This window comes from Anaerotignum sp. MSJ-24, assembly GCF_018918145.1.
Taxonomy (GTDB): Bacteria; Bacillota; Clostridia; order Lachnospirales; family Anaerotignaceae; genus Metalachnospira.
This window is the reverse complement of sequence record NZ_JAHLPX010000007.1, coordinates 324,192-343,846: the sequence shown is the minus strand read 5'-3', so window position 1 is coordinate 343,846 and position 19,655 is coordinate 324,192. Positions and strand designations below refer to the sequence as shown.

At 40.5% G+C, this 19,655-nt stretch carries 22 protein-coding genes; 1 reads left to right on the top strand and 21 read right to left on the bottom strand.

Translation table 11 applies throughout. The features are described 5' to 3' along the window. Positions 1 to 29: 29 nt before the first annotated feature. The 9 genes from aroH to KQI66_RS07835 all read right to left on the bottom strand — a co-directional run bounded on the left by aroH (position 30) and on the right by KQI66_RS07835 (position 7,541). Entirely contained in the window at positions 30 to 389 is a 360-nt protein-coding gene (gene aroH, locus KQI66_RS07875) for a chorismate mutase (RefSeq protein WP_216428343.1), read from the bottom strand. Beyond that, positions 386 to 1,621 (bottom strand): NAD(P)/FAD-dependent oxidoreductase, encoded by a 1,236-nt coding sequence (locus tag KQI66_RS07870; RefSeq protein ID WP_216428340.1) that lies wholly within the window; start codon positions 1,619 to 1,621, stop codon positions 386 to 388. Before KQI66_RS07870 ends, aroH begins: the two co-directional genes overlap by 4 nt. 10 nt (positions 1,622 to 1,631) lie before the next feature. Then, entirely contained in the window at positions 1,632 to 2,270 is a 639-nt protein-coding gene (locus KQI66_RS07865) for a histidine phosphatase family protein (RefSeq protein ID WP_216428338.1), read from the bottom strand. Between the two features lies 1 nt (position 2,271). Further along, positions 2,272 to 2,982, bottom strand: coding sequence for a pseudouridine synthase (locus KQI66_RS07860; protein WP_216428336.1), 711 nt, complete (start codon positions 2,980 to 2,982; stop codon positions 2,272 to 2,274). A gap of 24 nt (positions 2,983 to 3,006) precedes the next feature. Next, positions 3,007 to 4,215: a D-alanyl-D-alanine carboxypeptidase family protein gene (locus KQI66_RS07855; RefSeq protein WP_216428334.1), complete on the bottom strand. Its 1,209-nt coding sequence runs from the start codon at positions 4,213 to 4,215 to the stop codon at positions 3,007 to 3,009. Between the two features lie 46 nt (positions 4,216 to 4,261). Continuing rightward, complete coding sequence (gene scpB / locus KQI66_RS07850; RefSeq protein WP_216428331.1) at positions 4,262 to 4,813, bottom strand: SMC-Scp complex subunit ScpB; 552 nt, start codon at positions 4,811 to 4,813, stop codon at positions 4,262 to 4,264. Further along, positions 4,800 to 5,651: a segregation and condensation protein A gene (locus KQI66_RS07845; protein ID WP_216428328.1), complete on the bottom strand. Its 852-nt coding sequence runs from the start codon at positions 5,649 to 5,651 to the stop codon at positions 4,800 to 4,802. The genes scpB and KQI66_RS07845 overlap by 14 nt, the downstream gene beginning before the upstream one ends. Before the next feature lie 12 nt (positions 5,652 to 5,663). After that, positions 5,664 to 6,257 carry a site-2 protease family protein gene (locus tag KQI66_RS07840; protein WP_216428326.1) on the bottom strand — a complete coding sequence of 198 codons (594 nt, stop codon included), beginning with the start codon at positions 6,255 to 6,257 and terminating at the stop codon, positions 5,664 to 5,666. Positions 6,258 to 6,359: 102 nt separating this feature from the next. Next, complete coding sequence (locus tag KQI66_RS07835; RefSeq protein ID WP_216428324.1) at positions 6,360 to 7,541, bottom strand: D-alanyl-D-alanine carboxypeptidase family protein; 1,182 nt, start codon at positions 7,539 to 7,541, stop codon at positions 6,360 to 6,362. 538 nt (positions 7,542 to 8,079) lie between these two features. On the opposite strand from KQI66_RS07835, the gene KQI66_RS07830 reads away from it, so the two are divergent. Further along, positions 8,080 to 8,976, top strand: coding sequence for a diacylglycerol/lipid kinase family protein (locus KQI66_RS07830; RefSeq protein ID WP_216428322.1), 897 nt, complete (start codon positions 8,080 to 8,082; stop codon positions 8,974 to 8,976). A gap of 85 nt (positions 8,977 to 9,061) precedes the next feature. Here the strand turns inward: KQI66_RS07830 and KQI66_RS07825 are convergent, their stop codons facing one another. The 12 genes from KQI66_RS07825 to KQI66_RS07770 all read right to left on the bottom strand — a co-directional run bounded on the left by KQI66_RS07825 (position 9,062) and on the right by KQI66_RS07770 (position 19,654). Then, complete coding sequence (locus KQI66_RS07825; RefSeq protein WP_216428321.1) at positions 9,062 to 9,877, bottom strand: hypothetical protein; 816 nt, start codon at positions 9,875 to 9,877, stop codon at positions 9,062 to 9,064. Then, positions 9,878 to 10,423 (bottom strand): AbrB/MazE/SpoVT family DNA-binding domain-containing protein, encoded by a 546-nt coding sequence (locus KQI66_RS07820; RefSeq protein WP_216428319.1) that lies wholly within the window; start codon positions 10,421 to 10,423, stop codon positions 9,878 to 9,880. It lies immediately after the preceding gene. 129 nt (positions 10,424 to 10,552) lie between these two features. Continuing rightward, entirely contained in the window at positions 10,553 to 10,675 is a 123-nt protein-coding gene (locus KQI66_RS11620) for a stalk domain-containing protein (protein ID WP_442859971.1), read from the bottom strand. A gap of 1,005 nt (positions 10,676 to 11,680) precedes the next feature. Next, positions 11,681 to 12,415: a tyrosine-protein phosphatase gene (locus tag KQI66_RS07810; RefSeq protein ID WP_216428317.1), complete on the bottom strand. Its 735-nt coding sequence runs from the start codon at positions 12,413 to 12,415 to the stop codon at positions 11,681 to 11,683. A gap of 103 nt (positions 12,416 to 12,518) precedes the next feature. After that, on the bottom strand, positions 12,519 to 13,151 hold the full coding sequence (locus KQI66_RS07805) for a VanZ family protein (protein WP_216428315.1): 633 nt from the start codon (positions 13,149 to 13,151) through the stop codon (positions 12,519 to 12,521). Between the two features lie 208 nt (positions 13,152 to 13,359). Beyond that, positions 13,360 to 14,061, bottom strand: a complete 702-nt coding sequence (locus KQI66_RS07800; RefSeq protein WP_216428313.1) for a V-type ATP synthase subunit D — start codon at positions 14,059 to 14,061, stop codon at positions 13,360 to 13,362. Positions 14,062 to 14,090: 29 nt separating this feature from the next. Beyond that, on the bottom strand, positions 14,091 to 15,467 hold the full coding sequence (locus KQI66_RS07795) for a V-type ATP synthase subunit B (protein WP_216428311.1): 1,377 nt from the start codon (positions 15,465 to 15,467) through the stop codon (positions 14,091 to 14,093). Then, complete coding sequence (locus tag KQI66_RS07790; protein ID WP_216428309.1) at positions 15,464 to 17,239, bottom strand: V-type ATP synthase subunit A; 1,776 nt, start codon at positions 17,237 to 17,239, stop codon at positions 15,464 to 15,466. The genes KQI66_RS07795 and KQI66_RS07790 overlap by 4 nt, the downstream gene beginning before the upstream one ends. 18 nt (positions 17,240 to 17,257) lie before the next feature. Next, complete coding sequence (locus KQI66_RS07785) at positions 17,258 to 17,575, bottom strand: V-type ATP synthase subunit F (protein ID WP_216428307.1); 318 nt, start codon at positions 17,573 to 17,575, stop codon at positions 17,258 to 17,260. Continuing rightward, complete coding sequence (locus tag KQI66_RS07780; protein ID WP_216428305.1) at positions 17,568 to 18,563, bottom strand: V-type ATP synthase subunit C; 996 nt, start codon at positions 18,561 to 18,563, stop codon at positions 17,568 to 17,570. Before KQI66_RS07780 ends, KQI66_RS07785 begins: the two co-directional genes overlap by 8 nt. A gap of 14 nt (positions 18,564 to 18,577) precedes the next feature. Continuing rightward, a complete protein-coding gene (locus tag KQI66_RS07775) occupies positions 18,578 to 19,141 on the bottom strand; it encodes a V-type ATP synthase subunit E (RefSeq protein WP_216428303.1) in 564 nt (187 codons plus the stop codon). 27 nt (positions 19,142 to 19,168) lie between these two features. Beyond that, positions 19,169 to 19,654 (bottom strand): V-type ATP synthase subunit K, encoded by a 486-nt coding sequence (locus KQI66_RS07770; RefSeq protein ID WP_216428301.1) that lies wholly within the window; start codon positions 19,652 to 19,654, stop codon positions 19,169 to 19,171. Between the last annotated feature and the right edge of the window lies 1 nt (position 19,655).

The window sequence follows — 19,655 nt, the reverse complement described above, 5'->3', positions numbered from 1 at the left end:
CCTAATGTAATTATTGTTTCTGATATTTGTTATCTTTTTAAATCCGGTCTTAAAACCTCTGCACCTCTGAGATATACATGCTTAAGATTATCTCTTCTGTAATCGCCTTCAACGGTTACCATAACTCTTATGCATTTTCTTAAGCTGCCCTCGACATAAAGCTCCTGAACGCACATAAGTGCCGCACCCGTTATGCCCATTTTTCTTACCGCAACAGCAGGATATGCCTTGTCAAGATCGTTTGTTGCCGTAAAAACAATAGAAACTATATCCTCTTTTTTTATATTATTAAGCTCTATTATCTGCTGCATCATTTCCGATGTAGCCTCATAAATCTGCTCTCTGTCGTTTTCCTCTACCGTTATTGCTCCTCTTATTGCCGCTGTCATTTGCTTTCCTCCAATCCTTCTGCCGCAGTGTAGCCTGTTGAAAACGCTATCTGGAGATTAAATCCGCCTGTGTAGGCATCAACATCAATCACCTCTCCGGCAAAAAACAATCCTTTTATCTTTCGGCTTTCCATTGTGGACGGATCAATTTCGTCCGTATTCACACCGCCGCTTGTAACAACCGCCATATCAAAGCCGGCTGTACCCGTTATATGCACAGGAAGTCCCTTTATAAGCTCCTCCATACGTTTTCTTTCTTCTTTTGTTATGTCATGGATTTTCTTTGTTTCGTCTATGCCGCTCAAACGTATAATCACAGGAATCATTTTCTGCGGAAGAATATCGTTAAGTGCATTCCTCAAATCCTTATTTATATATTTCTCGAAATCTCTCAAAAGCCTGTTGTCCAGTGCCTTCATATCCAAAGCCGGCTTCATGTCTATATACATGGTTATGTTTTCGTTAAACCGTCCGAGAAGATGTCTGCTTGCCGAAAGCACCATTGGGCCGGAAACACCGAAATGCGTAAACAGCATTTCTCCGAAGTCCTTATATATGGTCTTTCCCTTCTCGTTTTTAATAACTATTGCCGAATTTTTAAGGCTCAGTCCCATAAGCTCCGGACATATCCAATCGTCTGACTTAAGCGGAACAAGAGAAGGCATAAGCTTTGAAACACTGTGACCGGCCTTCTTTGCGAATTTATAGCCGTCGCCTGTCGATCCTGTTGTCGGATAGCTCAAGCCACCTGTCGCAACAATAACAGCATCAAAGTCAAGCTCTTTTCCGTCATCGGTTACAATACCCTTTATTTTATTGTTCTCTGTTATTATGTCATTAACGCCCTTTTCGAGATGAAGTTTTACTCCGTTTTTCTTCATATATTTCTTAAGAGCCTCTGAAACGTCTGCCGCCTTATCGCTGACTGGAAAAACACGCTTTCCTCTTTCCACCTTTGTCGGAACACCGAGGCTTTCTACAAGCTCTATCATTCTGTCCGGCGGAAATTTATAAAGTGCCGAATACATAAAATACGGATTTCCGGGAGTATTTTCTATATGCTCCTCGCAATCGGACGCATTTGTTATATTACAGCGTCCTTTGCCCGTTATTCTTATTTTTTTGCCGACAATATTATTTTTTTCAAATATATCAACGCTGTGGCCAAGCTCGCCTGCATGGCCTGCCGCAAGCATTCCTGCCGCACCTGCGCCTATTACCGCTACCTTCATTTGTTTTCACCTACGGTCTTAAAAAATTGCTTTCGTTCTGTCCTGTTTCCGCAAGATGTGCACTGTCATTCAATGTAAGAAGAAGTCTTCTATCATTCTTTATCTCAACAATAGAAACCCCTGTATTGTTTATCCACATCTTAGTAAACCAACTGCTGTCAAGCCCCATTATGTACATAATCATAAGTCTTATTATGCCGCCATGGGAAACGATAAGCACATTTCCTTTCTCTTCGGCAATAAGTCTGTCTATGCCGGGCTTAATTCTGTTTATTACGTTTTCGACACTGCCTTCGCCCGGGAAACCGTATTTGTGCGGCTCTCTTATGAAGTTTGTATAGCTTTCTCCGTATTTTTCAGTAAGCTCCGGAACCGTTTTTCCTTCCCATTCGCCGAAGTGTATTTCTCTGAAATCGTCCTCACTTATTATTTCAAGGCCTTTTTCCGCCGCAATCTTTTCTGCCGTTTTCATTGCACGCTTAAGCGGAGAAGCATATATTTTATCTATCTTTATATTTTTAAATCTTTTTGCGGCACATTCGGCCTGTCTTAAGCCTTCCTCCGAAAGCTCAATGTCGGTCATTCCCTGATAGCGTCTTTCCGTATTCCATACGGTTTCGCCATGCCTCATAAAATATAATCTAAGCATTTTATAACTCCTTGATATATCGTATTTCCTTATTGGTCAGGTATCTCCATTCGCCTTTTTTAAGCTCGCCGAGATATATTTCACCTTCCGCAACTCGTCTGAGCGTTGCAACCGGGTGTCTTGCCGCCTGGCACATTTTTCTTACCTGTCTGTTTCTGCCTTCGTGTATCGTTATGGCACACCATGAAAAACGTCCGTCAACTCTTAAAAGCTCAATTTTTGCCGGTCTTGTTTTTTTACCGTCTATCATTATTCCGTTTCTGAAAAGATTGATTGTGTTGCTGTCGGGAACACCGAAAAGCTTTGCCTCATAAACCTTATTTATTTCGTTCTTGGGGTGAGTAAGCTTATATACCGCATCGCCGTCATTTGTGAGTATAAGAAGTCCCGATGTATCATAGTCCAGTCTGCCGACAGGCACAAGTCTTTCCTTTACGTCCTTTACAAGATCAAGCACAGTCGGTCTGTTGAACTGATCTCTTGCGGTAGTAACATAGCCCTCCGGTTTATTGAGCATTATATAAACCTTTTTGTTTTCCGGCTTGATTACCTTTCCTTTATATTCAACAATGTCTTTCTTTTCGTCTATCTTTGTTCCGAGCTCCGTAACCACGTTTCCGTTTACCTTTACAAAGCCCTTTGTTATAAGTTCCTCTGCATGTCGTCTTGATGCAACACCGCAGTCAGCCATATATTTTTGAAGTCTTTCCATATTTTTCTCCTGTCTTTTATACTATCAGCCGTCATTTGGACACAGCTTTGCATTATCCTTAAGTATAGCCGATTTTTGTGCATTAATCCAGTGTTTTATAAGCATTTCGGCTGTTGTTTTCATATTCTTTTTTTCCGCACCGTTTTCCGCAGTAATGTTACATTCCGCAACAGTTGTTTCGCTGTCGGTCTTAAATAGAATTCTACCTATAACATCTCCCTTTGCAACCGGTGCGGTTGCCATTTCCGGCATATCAAGCTCGACATAAAGTGCCTCTTTTTCCGCTTTGCTCAGCGGAAGGATTATTGTTCCGCTGACAACTGTTTTTATTTTTTTGCCATAGGATTTTTCAACGGGTATCTCGGCTATTATATCTCCGTCACCGCATAACGTATAGTAATCAAAATTTTCAAATCCGTAATTAAGTATATTTTTTGTATCAATCCATTTACGCTCTTTTCCTACATTGCCCCAGCCGCTTCCGAGAACAACGGAAATTAACTGCATACCGTCACGCTCTGCCGCACCGACAAAGCAGTTGCCTGCCTTTCCCGTAAAGCCTGTTTTTATACCTATCGCACCATCATATTCCCTAAGCAGACGGTTTTTATTGACTACCGAATATGTACACCTGTCGCTTTTTATTTCCTTCTGCGGCGTTGATATAATGTCCTTAAAGCCTTCGGTCTGCAACGCCTGTCGGGCAATAACCGCCATATCATATGCCGTCGAATGATGATTTCCGCTGTCAAGTCCGTTCGGTGTTTCAAAACAGGTATTCACCGCTCCGAGCTCCTCCGCCCTTTCATTCATCATATCGCAAAAGCTTTCCACATCACCGCCCAGATGCTCCGCTATTGCCACAGCCGCATCATTTGAAGACTGGAGCATAAGCGGATATAACAAATCTCCGAGCCTAAGCTTTTCGCCTGTCGAAAGTCCCATTTTCACCTTCGGCTGTATTGCCGCATTTGAAGAAACGGTTACGGTTTCGTCCAACCTTCCGCTTTCCAAGGCAAGCATACATGTCATTATTTTTGTTGTGCTTGCGTTTGCCAACTCCTTATCGGCGTTTTTCTCCCATAGTACCCGTCCTGTTTTTCCGTCAACTAAAACAGCACCCAACGCTTTTACATCAGGTGCTTTTGTTTCTTCCGCATATGCCGTAAAATATGTACCGATAATAAATACGGTAACGGCCAAAACCGCTGTTATCCTTTTAATAAGCCTCAAGCCAAGGACTCCTTATTCATATATACCTTATATTTATATGAACAGGTTATTCAAATATACTTATCTGTCCGTCTATTTCCGTTTCCTTAACGTCTTTGAGAACAGGCAGTTCGTTTATATTCTTAAAACCGAAATATCTCAAAAATTCGTTTGTCGTTCCGAAAAGAATAGGCTTTCCCGGTGTTTCCAAGCGTCCGGTTTCGCATACAAGTCCCTTTTCAACAAGCCTGTTTACGGCATGATCGCTGTTTACGCCTCTTATTTCTTCTATATCGCCCTTTGTTACCGGCTGTTTATAAGCTATTATGGCAAGCGTTTCGAGCAGAATAGGCGTCAATCCCTGTTTTTCCTTGCCCTTATATATCTTTCTTATTGCCTCAAAGCATAACGGTGAGGAGCACATCTGGTATCCGTCGGCAATCTCAATAATTCTCATTCCTCTGTTTTCCGAAGCATATCGTGTTATGAGCGTATTAACAATGGCTCTTGTGGTTGCCTTATCCATTTCGATTATTTCGGCAAGCGATGAAAGCGGAACGGCCTCACCGGCAACAAAAAGTGCCGCTTCAATAATTGCTTCGTAATCATTCATTTTCATATGCTTCACCACCTTCCGTATTCTCCGTATCTTCTGTTGCAGCTTCTTCCGTATTATTCGAATTGTTTGAATCGTTAATTATGTCAAAATTAGCGTTTTCCTTTACGGATATTGTTATATCGCTGAATACGTCATCCTGTTCGACCTCAATGCTGTTTCGTCTTATAAGCTCAAGCAGAGCAAGAAAGGTAACAAGTATTTCCTCTCTTGTGGAATCTGAGGAAAACATATCGTAAAACTTAATCTTCGGACTCACCTTAAGCGTATCTCTCAAAGCAAGTATTTTCTCGTCAACAGTAAAACTGTCATGTCTTACGGAATTAAAACCGCTCCTTATTTTATCGGTTTTACGCTCTTTTCTTATCATTACGTCACGAAAGGCTTTATACAGACCTTCTATTGTGACGCCCTTGAGCGACTCAGCTATTGTGGCTTCTTCCTTTTTCATAAGCTCCGGAATAATAATATCCGGCTCTCTGAAAAGCATTTGTGCCGCCTCTTCGCTTTTAAGCTTGAGCAGATCGACAACACTTTTATATTTTTTATATTCAATAAGTCTTTGAACAAGCTCTTCTCTCGGATCTTCCTCCTGCTCCTCCGTTTCCGGCTTAGGCAGAAGCATACGGCTCTTTATTTCTATAAGCGTTGCCGCCATAACGATAAACTCGCTCATACCGTCCATATTTTTGTTTTCCTCAAGATTGATAAACTCAATATACTGGTCGGTGAGCTCCGCAATGGGAATATCGTAAATATCTATTTCATTTTTTTCTATAAGATGATACAGCAGATCAAGCGGACCTGAAAAGCTTTCAAGCTTAACAGTCATATTATCCATGTATTTTCCTCCTTAATACATAAAGGCCGCAATAAGGTAATAAAGACCGCCTGCAATGCCGCTTATTACATTTCCGAGTCCAAGGAAAAGCACGAACAAAAATGCCATCTGTATTATTTTTTCATACTGAACAAATTTAAAATAAGTATTCGCCGGAAGCACAACGGAAAGCACCTTAAGGCAGTCCATAGGCGATACGGGAATAAGATTGTAGATAACAAGACAGCAGCTGAAATATGCTATTCTTGTAAAGAACAAGGCTAATACACCTACATTGCCGACAAGCTTTGCTATAATCAATGCAACAATCGCAAGCACAAGATTAGCCACAGTAGGCAGTATAGCTGTAAGCAGAACACCCTGTTTTCTGTTTTTATAATAAAGTGAGCTTGTATTGACCGGCTTTCCCCAGCCAAAGCCGCAGGCAAGCATTATTATCAATCCTATCGGCTCAAAATGCTTTATCGGATTAAGCGTAAGTCTGCCTTCCTCCTTCGGTATTTTATCTCCGAGTGCCGTTGAAACAGCGGCTCTTGTAAATTCATGTATAGTCGTGGCAACCATTATTGCAGGTATGCCGAGCAAAATTGCAAGCAAATTAATCATTCCGAAATATTCCTCCTTTGTGCTTTATAAAACTATATTTTATCAGATATTACCTGTCAAGTAAAGATACAGGCGGTACTCTTCTGTTTCATACTAATTATTTCAATCCATAATCGAATATCTTACCCATCTGTGCATAAGCCGTCTTGCCACAGTATCAAATCCGGCTCTTTCCACAGCCTCGGCTGACACAATATCCGCTCTTGCCGTTTCTTTTCCGTCTACGGTATACATAGCCTCTCCAACCTTCTGATTTTCCTCCACAGGTGCGGAAATACTTTCCGGTATTTCGTATGTAATAATCGGTTCACTGCCGCCTTTTTTCATCAATGCGGTTATATCCGCACCCATTTTAAGCACAGCCGTTTCATGCTCACCCTTAGCTACGGGAATTTCTCCGACAACATCGTCCTTAGCCGCACCCTTAACCACTGCATAGTTTGCATAGCCGTAATCCAAAAGCTTTATCGCTTCACTGAATCTTGCTTTATTATCCGGTGCCGACATAATAACGGCAATAAGCTGCATTCCGTTTTTTTCTGCCGTTGCCGAAAGACAGTATTTAGCCTTTCCGGTGCTTCCGGTTTTAAGTCCTGTCGCACCGTTATACCATTTTACAAGCTTATTTGTGTTGGTCAGACCAAACTCACTTTCACCTCTTCGTGTTTTATGAGTTATTGTGTCCTGCCATGTGGTTGTGTATTGTGTTATTTCGGGGAAATTATAAATCAGCTCTCTTGACATTATCGATATATCCCTTGCCGTTGTCAAATGTCCGTCCGTATCAAGACCACAGGCATTTTTGAAGGTAGTATTATTCATGCCGAGCTGTTTTGCCCTTTCGTTCATCTGCTGTACAAAGCCGTCCTCACTGCCGCCTATGTATTCTGCCATTGCGACAGCCGCGTCATTTGCCGAGGCTATTGCTATACATTTTGTCATATCTGCCACAGTCTGTGTTTCGCCTTCCTCCAAAAACACCTGTGAGCCGCCCATAGATGCCGCATGAGCACTCACCGTTACATTATCGTTCCAATTAATTTTTTCGTCACGCACAGCCTCATAAATCAGCAAAAGCGTCATTACCTTCGTTATGCTTGCCGGAGGAAGCTTTTCATCACTGTTATTTTCATAAAGCACCGAACCGCTTGATGCCTCAACCAATATAACACTCTGTGCGCTTAAGCCGAGGTCGGTTATATTGGAATAATCTTCGCCGTAAGCCCCTACGGACATACCGAACACAAGTAAAACAGCGGTTAAAACCGAAAACAGTTTTTTCATTATATTCTCCCAAAGCTTTTTTAGTATTAAATTATTCAAAACTCACTGTTTATATAACTTTTTCATGGGACATCATGTAAATATACTTTATTGCAAATCGGCAATTTAACAAAATTATTTTGCAGCTTAACAAGTCGCAGGTGAATGATGCGAGGGAGGACGCGCTTAAATTGCGAGGTCCGCCTGTCCTCCCTCGCACACCCTCCTTTCCGGACACGCATAAGTTACTGAAAAACCTAAATCTCGCAGGAATGCTGCTCGATTTTTAACGGTTTTTATACTTTAAGTATGTTCAAATTGAGATGTTTGATTTTAAATTTTCCCCAAACTACATTCGTCAGAATGTAGTTTATCAAAGTTTAGATTGAACCTTTTTAAAGGTTCATAGGGTTTGGCAATAAAGTATACTTTAATGAATATTTTTACATATTAACTTAAATGTAAGTTGAAAAATATCTGCAGTCATATTATAATATTCTGTAATATTTTTATATAATCTATGTAAAATTTACATTTTTTATTTTAGGGGTATAGATATATGAATGAGCAACGAAAGAAAATGCTTATTATACTGAATCCGTATTCAGGTCAGAAAAAAGCAAACAGACACATAATCAATATAGTTTCTCTTTTTACCGCCTCCGGTTGGGACTGCACTCTGCACATAACCCAAAGCTCCGGCGATGCAACCGAATATACGAAGAACTACGGCTCGGAATTTGAGCTTATCGTATGTATCGGCGGCGACGGCACATTGAACGAGGTAATAACCGGTCTTGCCGATGCTGGTCTTAGCATACCGATCGGTTACATTCCTTCCGGCAGTACAAACGATTTTGCCAGCAGTCTTAACATATCCAAAAATGTTATGCAGGCGGCAAGAGATATTTTAAACGGAACACCGCATATATACGACATCGGTGCGTATAACGACAAATATTTCTGCTATGTAGCGTCCTTCGGTGCTTTCACAAAAAGCTCCTATGATACACCGCAGACGCTCAAGAACACACTCGGTCATCTCGCTTATGTTGTCGAAAGCATAAAAGAACTGCCTGTATTAAAGCCCGTTCATGCGAAAATAACAGCAGACGGAGAGGTTTACGAAGATGATTATATGTTTGCGGCAGTCAGCAACTCACTTTCCGTTGCCGGCGTTCTTTCGTTAAGCCCCGAACAGGTCAATATGAGCGACGGTCTTCTTGAGGTAATGCTTATCAAGAATCCGAAAACTCCTGCCGAACTCAGCCAGCTTGCATGGGCACTCACAATGCAGCAATATAACTGCGAGCCGATAATTCAGCTTATTTCTGCCGAAACAATAGAAATTGAGCTTTCAGACGGTGTTGACTGGACACTTGACGGCGAATTTTCCAAAGGCGTCGAAAAGGCTGTTATAAAAAATATGCATAATGCGATTACAGTTATAAAATAATTTTATTATTTTATCTACTAATGGACCAACCATCCTAAATATCTTTTTAAAGGCGTTCACTAACTTACGGTGAACGTCTTTTCAATCACCTGTACTTATTTCTTTGCGTCTTTATACACACCTTAATTCTGTCTTTAAAGTCCGAGGCATATCTTTCCGAATAATATTCATCAACATTCTCCAGTGATTTTTCAACATCATCATTTGTAAAGTCCGGCTCAAACTGCCTGCCGTATAGCTTTTCGGCAGCATTCATCTGCCTTACAAAATTGCAATTAAACGGGCGAGCAACAACATTCTTTATCATGCCTTTTGCCTCTATATCAAGCGGATAATCTCTGATATTCGAAAGCAGGCCTGCTCCGTAATCAAACAGCGGACAATAATCAAATTTATTTTCCTTTCTTATGACCGCAATATTATTCAAATGCCTGTCATCATTCAAAAACAACATATCTGTTTCAAACAGCAGAGTAAGATATTCACCAAAGCCATCCAATCCGGTCAGCTTCTCAACATTAGTTACAATATAGTCTATTTTCTTCTGAAGGCTCGATTGTTTTTCGATATTCCTAATATATTCCGAGCCTATGCCCTTTCTCAGCAATGCCGCTATTGTTATAATTTCTTCTCCGTCCTTCAAAAAATTTTTACTGACACATGCCGTTCGTTCTATTTTATGAACCATAACCTTTGTCATATCATAATCGGTTATTTTTATGCCGTTTTCCTCTATATTACTTAATTTCAAAAGCTTAGAAACAACTGTTTCCGCCAAAGCCTCATATCCGAAAAGATCAAGCTTATACCATACGTTTTCTTCACTGTCAAACCACTTTTCCTGGTTTCCCTTAGATGATGTTTCTGCTATTTTTTTATCCGTAACAAGCTTTATCGTCATTCAACAATCCTCCGTTAACGCAAGCCAGCCTTCGTCCTCTGCTATTCTTCCATTTGTCTTTTTGATTATTTCCAATGTATCGTATTCATAAAGTCCAAGCTCTTTCAGATAAAATTTTATTCCGTCACGCTCTTTCGGAATACATCTGCTTTTCAAAAATTCCTCATAATCGTTCCATGAAGGTAACAAATTAACACCAAAGGCTCTATGCCAAATATCATCTGTAAGATTTTCGACACGCACTTCCTTAGCTGAATAATCCGCACATATTTTACTGCAAAGAGTTTGTCTATTATAAAAAAACAATGTTACCGTTTTGTGTTTCATTTTGATTGCCGTATTTCTAAATGCTGTATAATCATTGCTCAAAGGCTTTCTTATGCTGATGCTTTCGCCGTCAAACTGAAGTACCAAATCTCGATTATTTTCGTTCAGTCCGAGCTCATTAATCCATGCGGACGGTATCGAAACACGATAGTTTTTTGAATTTCTTCCTGCATTTCCGCCGGCTTTATTTATCTGCACTTTTATTGTTCTTTCTTCCACAAGAAATCACCTCATCAATAATTATATATTATTGGTCACCAATATTCAATATTATCACGCAAAAACAGAGCTGCCGCTCTGTCGGATATTCCGATTTTGCAACAGCTCTATTATAGCTTAATTATTTAATTATTCTGCAACAGCTTTTGTTATTGTAACTGTCTTTGTTGCATCGTCCCAGCTTGTTTCTGCGCCGAGCTCGTCTGCCACAAATTTTACAGGTACAAAGGTTACTTCCTTACTACGATCAATTAATTTATCCCACTTATCACCGTTTTTATATTCAATCTTATAAGAACAATTCTCCGAATCCTTATCAACAATGCTATAATCTACCTTAATTGCGCATAAAAAGTCAAAAAACGAAAAAATTCGGTATCACAAAACAGTGATACCGAATTTAGGATTCAAAAAATATAAAAGCATACGGAAAATGTGTTTAATAATTTAGGAGAAAAACCATTTTGCTTAAAATATATTTGGCAGTATCAATAAGCTCCATATGCTTTTATCAGCGATATTAAATATGTAGAAAAAAATTATGTGAATAAACTTTGATGTCATCTAGGTGCATACATGATGTAAATTAATATTATGTCTGAAAATTCTGTCGTTATAATTATGCAATTAACTGAGCTGTCATTAAAATTATGTCGTCATGTTGTCTGTCCTGTTGTCTTAAAAATCTGTCGTTCGTTTGATGTCAATAAATTATGTCATTGGGTTGAGTGAGAAATTATGTCATAGATGGCTTTTGTCGTTAGTGAATTGCTAAAAATAAAGGGCACAAACCTATTAATTAGATTTGCGCCCTTGCAATTCAACTGTGCTTATTTTAACTCTATATACAACCGTTGTCAACAAATAAGATATATATTTTTTCGATTTGTATATTCTTATAATATGAAATACAACAGACGGATTTTTTTAGTTATTTTATCTTATTTGGTTATTTTCAGATACAAAGAAGTAATCACTTTAATTAAAAATCACTACTAAGTATTAGTAAATTTAATAAATTAAAGATTTAAAACCATAGTACTCTGTCCAATACCCTGCAATCCTTAGTATGGTCAGAACTTTGCTTCGCAAAGCTGTCTGCGACAGCCGCATCATGGTCAAAGCATTTTGCTATGCAAAACGGTCTTCGACCGTCCCGTTTTTCTTCGGGGTGCATACTTTGCGGTTCATAAAAGGATTAACTTAAACTTTATGAAAATCATTTCAAGAAATGATTTTCGGAATAATAATATTTATTTATACAAAATCTATAAGCAGTTCTTTTCTAAGCTTGGTTATTTTTTCTGCCGATGCACCCTTATTAATAAGGTATTTTTCAATGTCCAGTTCATCATAAAGCTTCAAAAGCTCATACATATTTTCCGCACTTGAGAGAACAACGTCATAATATTTTTGATACTGCGGAAAATCGTTCATAAATTTATCCGACATAGTTTTATTATATGTATAGCTTGTCTGATAGTCCGCCACTATGTCCTGAACCGATACACCGAGAAGTCTGTATATAACCGAGGCGAGTATTCCGGTTCTGTCCTTACCTGATGTGCAATGAAACACAACGCCGCCTTTTTCCAAATTGTCGGCAATAAGATTTATTACCTTTGCGATATTTTCGCCATGGGATATAACTATATTTCGGTAGCCTTCGGGAACGCTTTTTGCAAAAGCCTGCATTGCCGGACTTGAAATATTATTAAAAGACAGATTTTCCTCAACAATCGGCATATGTATGTATTCAAAACACTCCGGACAATTATCCGCACTTACATTAACCTCTTCATAAGAACGCAGGTCAATTATCACCTTAATGCCGTTGTTCTTCATAATATTCCACTCTGCGTCCGTTGTTCCGAAAAATTTATCACTTCTATATAATTTGTTCCATGCGACAAGCTTGCCTTCCGAGCCGAAAACGCCGCCCATATCTCTGAAATTGATTGCTCTGCCAAAATTAAACCTTTTTACATTCATATAATAACTCCTAATCATATTCATTATTCGCTCTATAAAGCATAGCAGACATTTGTAATTAAATCAAATTTTTTATAAAAAAACAAGACGGTCGCCCATCTTGTCAATTTCTTATTTTCATTCGTTCTTTTATTTTAACTCCGGCATAATATATTATTCCGCCTATCACGCCGCCGAGAATATTGTACACCAAATCCGAAAGCTGAAATGTTCCGACAAAAAAGATAAGCTGAAACAGCTCAACCGACAATGAAAATACGCCGGTTATTTTTGCCGTAACCTTGATTATTTTCTTAAGAGTTAACTCCTCTCCGATGAGTTTTTCGCCGAATGTCCACAATAACAATATTGTAAACGGCATAAACAATATGACATTTTCCAACGGCTCAACCGACAGCCTTCCGTACTTATCATATATCCACCAGTTTTCAAAAAGCTTTCCAAGCGGATCTATCCAAATGCTGCGGTTAAATATGGTTTTAAGCAATATCATTGCCGTACAGAATGCCAGCAAAAATACCTTTCTGAACATAATTGATTCCTTAAAGAAATCTATCCACGTAAGAAAAACTTTTCGCACAATGTTTTCTTTTCCCCAGCCATGTTCCTTTGCATACTGATACAAAAACATAAACATAAACGACAGCAACAATGCTGCCCAGAAAGGCTTATATAGTGTTGAAAGCACGTCATATATTATTGTTTTTAATACTTTTATCACCAATGCTGTATCCATATGTCAATCGCCCGCTGCCTTTCCCGAAAGTTATTATATTTATACTATAATTCTTCAAAAATGTAAATAATATTATTGCCAAAGGTCGATATATCTATTCTGCGGATGTGACGATATATACTTTATATCTATTATAAAGCAGGCAGCCACCTAATTTTAGGGGCTGCCTGTTTAGTTTAATATGAAATTATTTCGGTTTTAAGATATATCAGTTATTTCCGCCTGCGGCAAACTTTGCCTCGGCTCTTTCCTCCATTGCTTTCTTCTCCGCAATGCTTTCTTTTAACAACATATCTTTGACCTTCATCATTCTCGTCGTTCCGGCTCTTTCATTTTCATCAAGCTTCATTTTTATATAACGTATTGTTTCCTCATAGTTTGGAATCATTACGTTTTCAAGTGCATTAACACGTCGTCTTGTGCCTTCAATCTCCTGAGCAAGAAGCTGAGCTGTCTTTTCGCTTTCCGCAAGCTTAAGAAGCGGCTCCATTGCTGCCGAAAATGCCGCAACCGCACCGTCAAGCTCGGCCGAAGTAAAAGCATAGCCATACGGGCAGACATCGCTTTTTTCCGCATCATCGGAATTGAATTTGAACACAGGCACATGCACACTCATTACATTTTTTTCGCTGACAGAAACCTCTACGGAACGTGTCGGCAGCATAAGCGCCTCTCCGAGGTTTTCCTCGCTCATAACCGCTCTGGCAATTATAAAGCTTTTATATGCCTCCTCAAGAGACTTTTCAGCCTCCTCACGAAGCAGTTTATTCTCTTTAACAATGTCGAGGAACTGCTTCATAAGCTCGTCAAGCTTATCCTTAAGCAGCTTATGTCCTCTTGTTGCCGTAAGAAGAAGCTTTTTAAGCCTTGTCAGCTCCATTCTTGTAGGATTTACATTTAATCTTGCCAAGCATATCACCCCTTTCAGAAAAAATATTATCAGTCTTTTTCAGGGTAATATTTTTCAAGATATTCATCACCGATACGTTTAAGCTCACTCTTAGGAAGCATTCTGAGAAGCTTCCAGCCTGTTTCAAGAGTATCCTCTATCGAACGGTCTGTTCTGAAGCCCTGTGATACATACTCTTTCTCAAAGGCATCAGCAAATTTAGCATACAATTTATCCGTATCAGAAAGTGCCGATTCACCGAGGATTGCCATAAGCTCTTTTGCATCCTTACCTCTTGAATAAGCCGCAAAAAGCTGGTTCATTGTGTCCGCATGGTCCTCACGGGTTTTGCCTTTGCCGATACCCTTATCCTTAAGTCGTGAAAGCGAAGGAAGTACGTTGATAGGCGGCTGTATGCCCTTTTTATAAAGCTCACGGCTGAGGATAATCTGTCCTTCTGTAATATATCCTGTAAGGTCGGGAATAGGATGAGTCTTATCATCTTCAGGCATTGTAAGAATAGGAATCATTGTTATTGATCCTTCCTTACCCCTTATCTTTCCGGCTCTTTCATACATTGTTGCAAGGTCTGTGTAAAGGTATCCGGGATAGCCTCTACGTCCGGGAACCTCTTTCTTAGCCGCTGAAATCTCACGAAGTGCCTCTGCATAGTTTGTAATATCAGTAAGAATTACAAGTACGTGCATGCCCTGGTCAAATGCAAGATATTCTGCTGCGGTAAGTGCCATACGAGGTGTGCTTACACGCTCAACGGCAGGGTCATTTGCAAGGTTTACGAATACAACCGAACGGTCAATAGCACCTGTTTTCTTAAAGTCCTCAATGAAGAATTCAGCATCTTCGAATGTGATACCGATAGCGGCGAATACAACGGCAAATTTGGAATCAGTACCTCTAACCTTTGCTTGTCGTGCAATCTGAACGGCAAGCTGTGAATGAGGAAGACCTGAACATGAGAATATAGGAAGCTTCTGTCCACGAACAAGTGTATTAAGTCCATCGATTGCAGAAACACCTGTCTGAATAAATTCGGCAGGATATTCTCTTGCGGCAGGATTTATAGGTGCACCATTTATATCCATACGTTTTTCGGGAATAATATCCGGTCCGTTATCAATGGGTTTACCCATACCGTTGAATACACGGCCGAGAATATCGGGTGAAACACCGAAATCAAGTGATTTTCCGAGAAATCTTACTTTACTTTCGGCAAGGTTGATACCTGTTGAGCTTTCAAAAAGCTGTACAAGAGCGGAATCTCCGTTTACCTCAAGCACCTTGCAACGTCTTGTTTCGCCGTTGGCAAGCTCAATTTCACCAAGCTCATCATATTTAACGCCTTCAACGCCTGTTACAAGCATAAGAGGGCCGGCAACCTCTTGAATTGATCTGTATTCCTTTATCATAATTCGTCTGCCTCCTCTTTGATGAGTTCATCAATTTCTGCATCTGTTTCGGCAAGAATTGCGTCATACTCTTTTGTTACATATCTTTCTCTGATATATTTTGCACGTCCGATTTTTTCCATTGCAGGTATCTGTATAAGCTTATTGATACTTACGTTGCTGTTTACAGCCTCAAGTCCCTTATGATAGAAATGAAGTATAAGCTGGAGCAGTCTGTACTGTTTTAACAGCGATGTGAATGTATCGACCTCATGGAAAGAGTTCTGGTGAAGGAAGTCTTCACGGATTGAACGTGTTACTTCGATAATAAGTCTGTCGGAAGGCGAAAGTGAATCCATACCGACGAGCTGTACGATTTCCTGTAACTCCGCCTCTGTCTGTAAAAGCTTCATAGCCTCTGTTCTCTGAACCGAGAAGTTTTCATCAACATGCTTATCTGCCCAAGCGTCTACCTTATCCTGATAGAGTGAGTAGCTTGTAAGCCAGTTGATAGCCGGGAAATGACGTTTATAAGCAAGTGACGCATCAAGTCCCCAGAATACCTTTACAATACGAAGTGTTGCCTGCGATACAGGCTCCGATGTATCACCACCGGGAGGTGAAACTGCACCGATAGCTGTAAGTGTACCCTCTCTGTTGTCACTGCCGAGGCAGTAAACTCTTCCGGCTCTTTCATAGAACTGAGCAAGACGGCTGCCGAGGTAAGCAGGATAACCTTCTTCACCGGGCATTTCCTCAAGACGTCCTGACATCTCTCGAAGTGCCTCTGCCCATCTTGATGTTGAGTCAGCCATAAGTGCAACGCTGTAACCCATATCTCTGAAGAACTCTGCTATTGTAATACCTGTATAAATTGATGCCTCACGGGCAGCAACGGGCATATCCGATGTATTTGCTATAAGAACCGTTCTCTGCATAAGCGATTCGCCTGTTCTGGGGTCCTTCAGTTCAGGGAATTCGTTAAGAACGTCTGTCATTTCGTTTCCACGCTCGCCACAGCCGATATATACAACTATATCTGCGTCTGACCACTTTGCAAGCTGATGCTGTGTTACTGTTTTACCGCTTCCGAAAGGTCCGGGAATAGCGGCAACACCGCCCTTTGTAATGGGGAAGAATGTATCAATTACACGCTGTCCTGTTACAAGAAGTGTATCGGGTGTTTTCTTTTCTTTATAAGGTCTTTCACGACGTACAGGCCATCTCTGCATCATCGTCATCTCAAAATCGTTACCCTTATCGTCTGTAATAACCGCAACGGTTTCTTCGATAGTAAATTCGCCTTCTTTAATTTCTTTTATAGTTCCGCCATGCTTATAAGGAACCATGATACGGCATTCAACAACGGGTGTTTCCTGAACAACACCGATTATGTCACCGGCCTCTACCTTATCGCCGACAGCACGTTTGGGAACAAAACTCCATTTCTTTTCTCTGTCAAGCGAAGGAACCTCAACACCACGTTTGATGTTATCACCGCTTACTCTGTAAAGGCTTTCAAGCGGTCTCTGAATACCGTCATATATTGTAGAAATAAGTCCCGGTCCAAGCTCAACGCTCATAGGCATTCCGGTTGACACAACCTTTTCGCCCGGTCCAAGACCTGCTGTTTCTTCATAAACCTGTATTGACGCCTTATCTCCGTGCATCTCGATGATTTCACCGATAAGGTGCTGATCCGATACACGCACAACGTCAAACATATTGGCATCTCTCATTCCCTCCGCAACAACAAGAGGTCCGGATACCTTAACTACTGTACCTGTCTTCATTTTATCTCAACCTCACTCTCAGTCATTAAACAGTATATCCACACCGATAGCCCGTTTACTGGATTCTCTGATTTCATTCATGCCAAGTCCCATACTTCCGCCGATTCCCGGAATAACAATTATCGCAGGAAGCGGATTATCCTTGTATCTTGCAATAAAATCCTTCGCAAGCAGACTTGCCTGTTCGGTTATATATATGATTGCATAATTTTCCTCTGCCATTTTGTGGATTGTCCGCTTAATTTCGTCCGCCTCATAGGCAGGAAAGGTATCAATGCCAAGAGCAAGGAAGCCCATTATGCTGTCTTTATCTCCGATTATACCTACCTTAGACATACGCTTCTCTCACCCTTTCCTTTATTGTTTCGGAATCAATGTTATTAAGCTTGCATGTCATTATTATTCTTACGCATTTGATTTCCGTTTCTTTTCCGAGAATATATCCCACAAGTGGTTCAGGTGTAAGCGTTTTATACTTTGCGTCCTTAACATAGGACATAAGGTAATCATCGCACATTCTCTCAAATTCCGTAAAGCCTGTCGTCATACAGTTTTCGGTTATCTGCTTATAGCCTGTTTCAGCAAGCATTGCCGACGGATTATCGTTCTGGAAGCATTCATTGAATTTTTCCTTGCTTATGCTGCCGCCGTCAACATATGCCTCGTCAAAAAGCTTCCAGTTCTTGCCCAAACGCTTAATTCTGACAAAGGTTTTTATATTTGTTATATCCGCAAGTTTTTTAACATATTCGATTACATAGCTGTTGCCGGTTGCCTTTGCTGTTTCAGCCATTGTCTGAAAGCAGGCATTGTCCATAATAACATCTATATATCGTCCGTCATGGGTTTTTGCATAGGTTTCAAGTGCATCGTTTACCGCATCTGCCTTTATTGCCGGCAAATCTGAAAACTTTCTTTCGAGAAATGCTGTTTTAAGCTTTTCAAGCGGTATTGTTCCGCCGTCAATGAAATACGCACTGCCGTCTATGCCGGAAACCTCCTGCTTAATAAGTACCTTCATGTTCTGATAGTCGTTTTTATAAAGAAAAACATCTGTCAGACTTCCCGAGCTGCCGGAATTGTTCGCCGGTATAAGTCCCGCAAGAGATTTATATGCTTTATTAAGCTGTTCGGAAAGCAGCTTTTCAAAGTCATGTATCTGCTCTCTCGGAAGCTCACCGTATCCGCATTCGGCAAGCATATGGAGCACATCCTCTGCCGTAGGTGCTTCTGCCATCTGCATAAGCTTATCCTTCTTAATAAGGTTGTTTTCCATACAGCGGACAGCCGCCACCGCAAAAGGGTAAATCTTCTGTTTCGACATTATCTACCCCTCCCTTAATCAAAAAGTATTTTTGCCGCAAGCTGCTGTATTTCTTCTTTTTCTATACTGATTATCGAATTAAATGAATAGTTATATTCTATATCTCCGTTTCTGATGATCAAGCCGCCTTCAATATCGGCAGTTCTGTCGGAAAGCGTAAAACCGTTTTTACTTATTACGTCCGCAAGTCTTGTTTTGTCCTTTTCCGAAACAATTACCTCTGTTCCGAGCTTTTTATCCATTGAAGAAAGCATAGAGCCGATTACCGAAGCATATTCCTCGTCAGGAAGATCGGAAAGTCTTTTTTCAGCCTCTTCAATAACCTCTTCAAGGAGCTTCTGCTTTTCGGAAAGAGCCAGCATTTTTGAATTCATCTCTGCCGATGAAAGCTGTTTTTCGGTAACTCTCTGTTTTTCGTCTGCAACAAGCTTATTGCTTCTTGCCGTTTCCTTTGCGGCCTTGTCTTCATAGCCCTTAAGTATTTCATCAGCGGCAGCCTTTGCCTCTGCAATGGTTTTATTAACTGCTTCTTCAGCGTCGGCTATAATTTTGTCAATAATAATTTTGCCATCATTCATAGGAGTATCCTCCCTCTCTTCTATTAATTATAACTGGATGCTGTTAAGCATAAGGAATGAAATAAGGAGTGCAAGTACGGCATATGTTTCAACCATAGCTGCGAAAAGCATACCCTTTGAAAGCTCTGAAGGATTTTTGCCTACAAGCATGATACCTGCTGCTGCTGCCTTGCCCTGTGCAATACCTGAGAAGATGCCGACAAGACCGATGGGAATAGCTGCCGCAAATATTGAAGCACCCTGTGCAACAGTAAGGTCAACCATACCGTCACCGCCGAGAAGACCGATTTTTACAAGAATGATGAATGCAATAAGAAGTCCGTAGATACCCTGTGTTCCGGGAAGAGCCTGAAGAAGAAGAACCTTACCGAATTTTTTTGGATCCTCGGAAACTACGCCTGCTGCTGCCTCACCGGCAACACCAACTCCGATACCGCTTCCGATACCTGCTATTGCTGCCATTGCAGCACCTAAACATGCTAAAAATTCACCACTGAATATACTCTCTGTCATA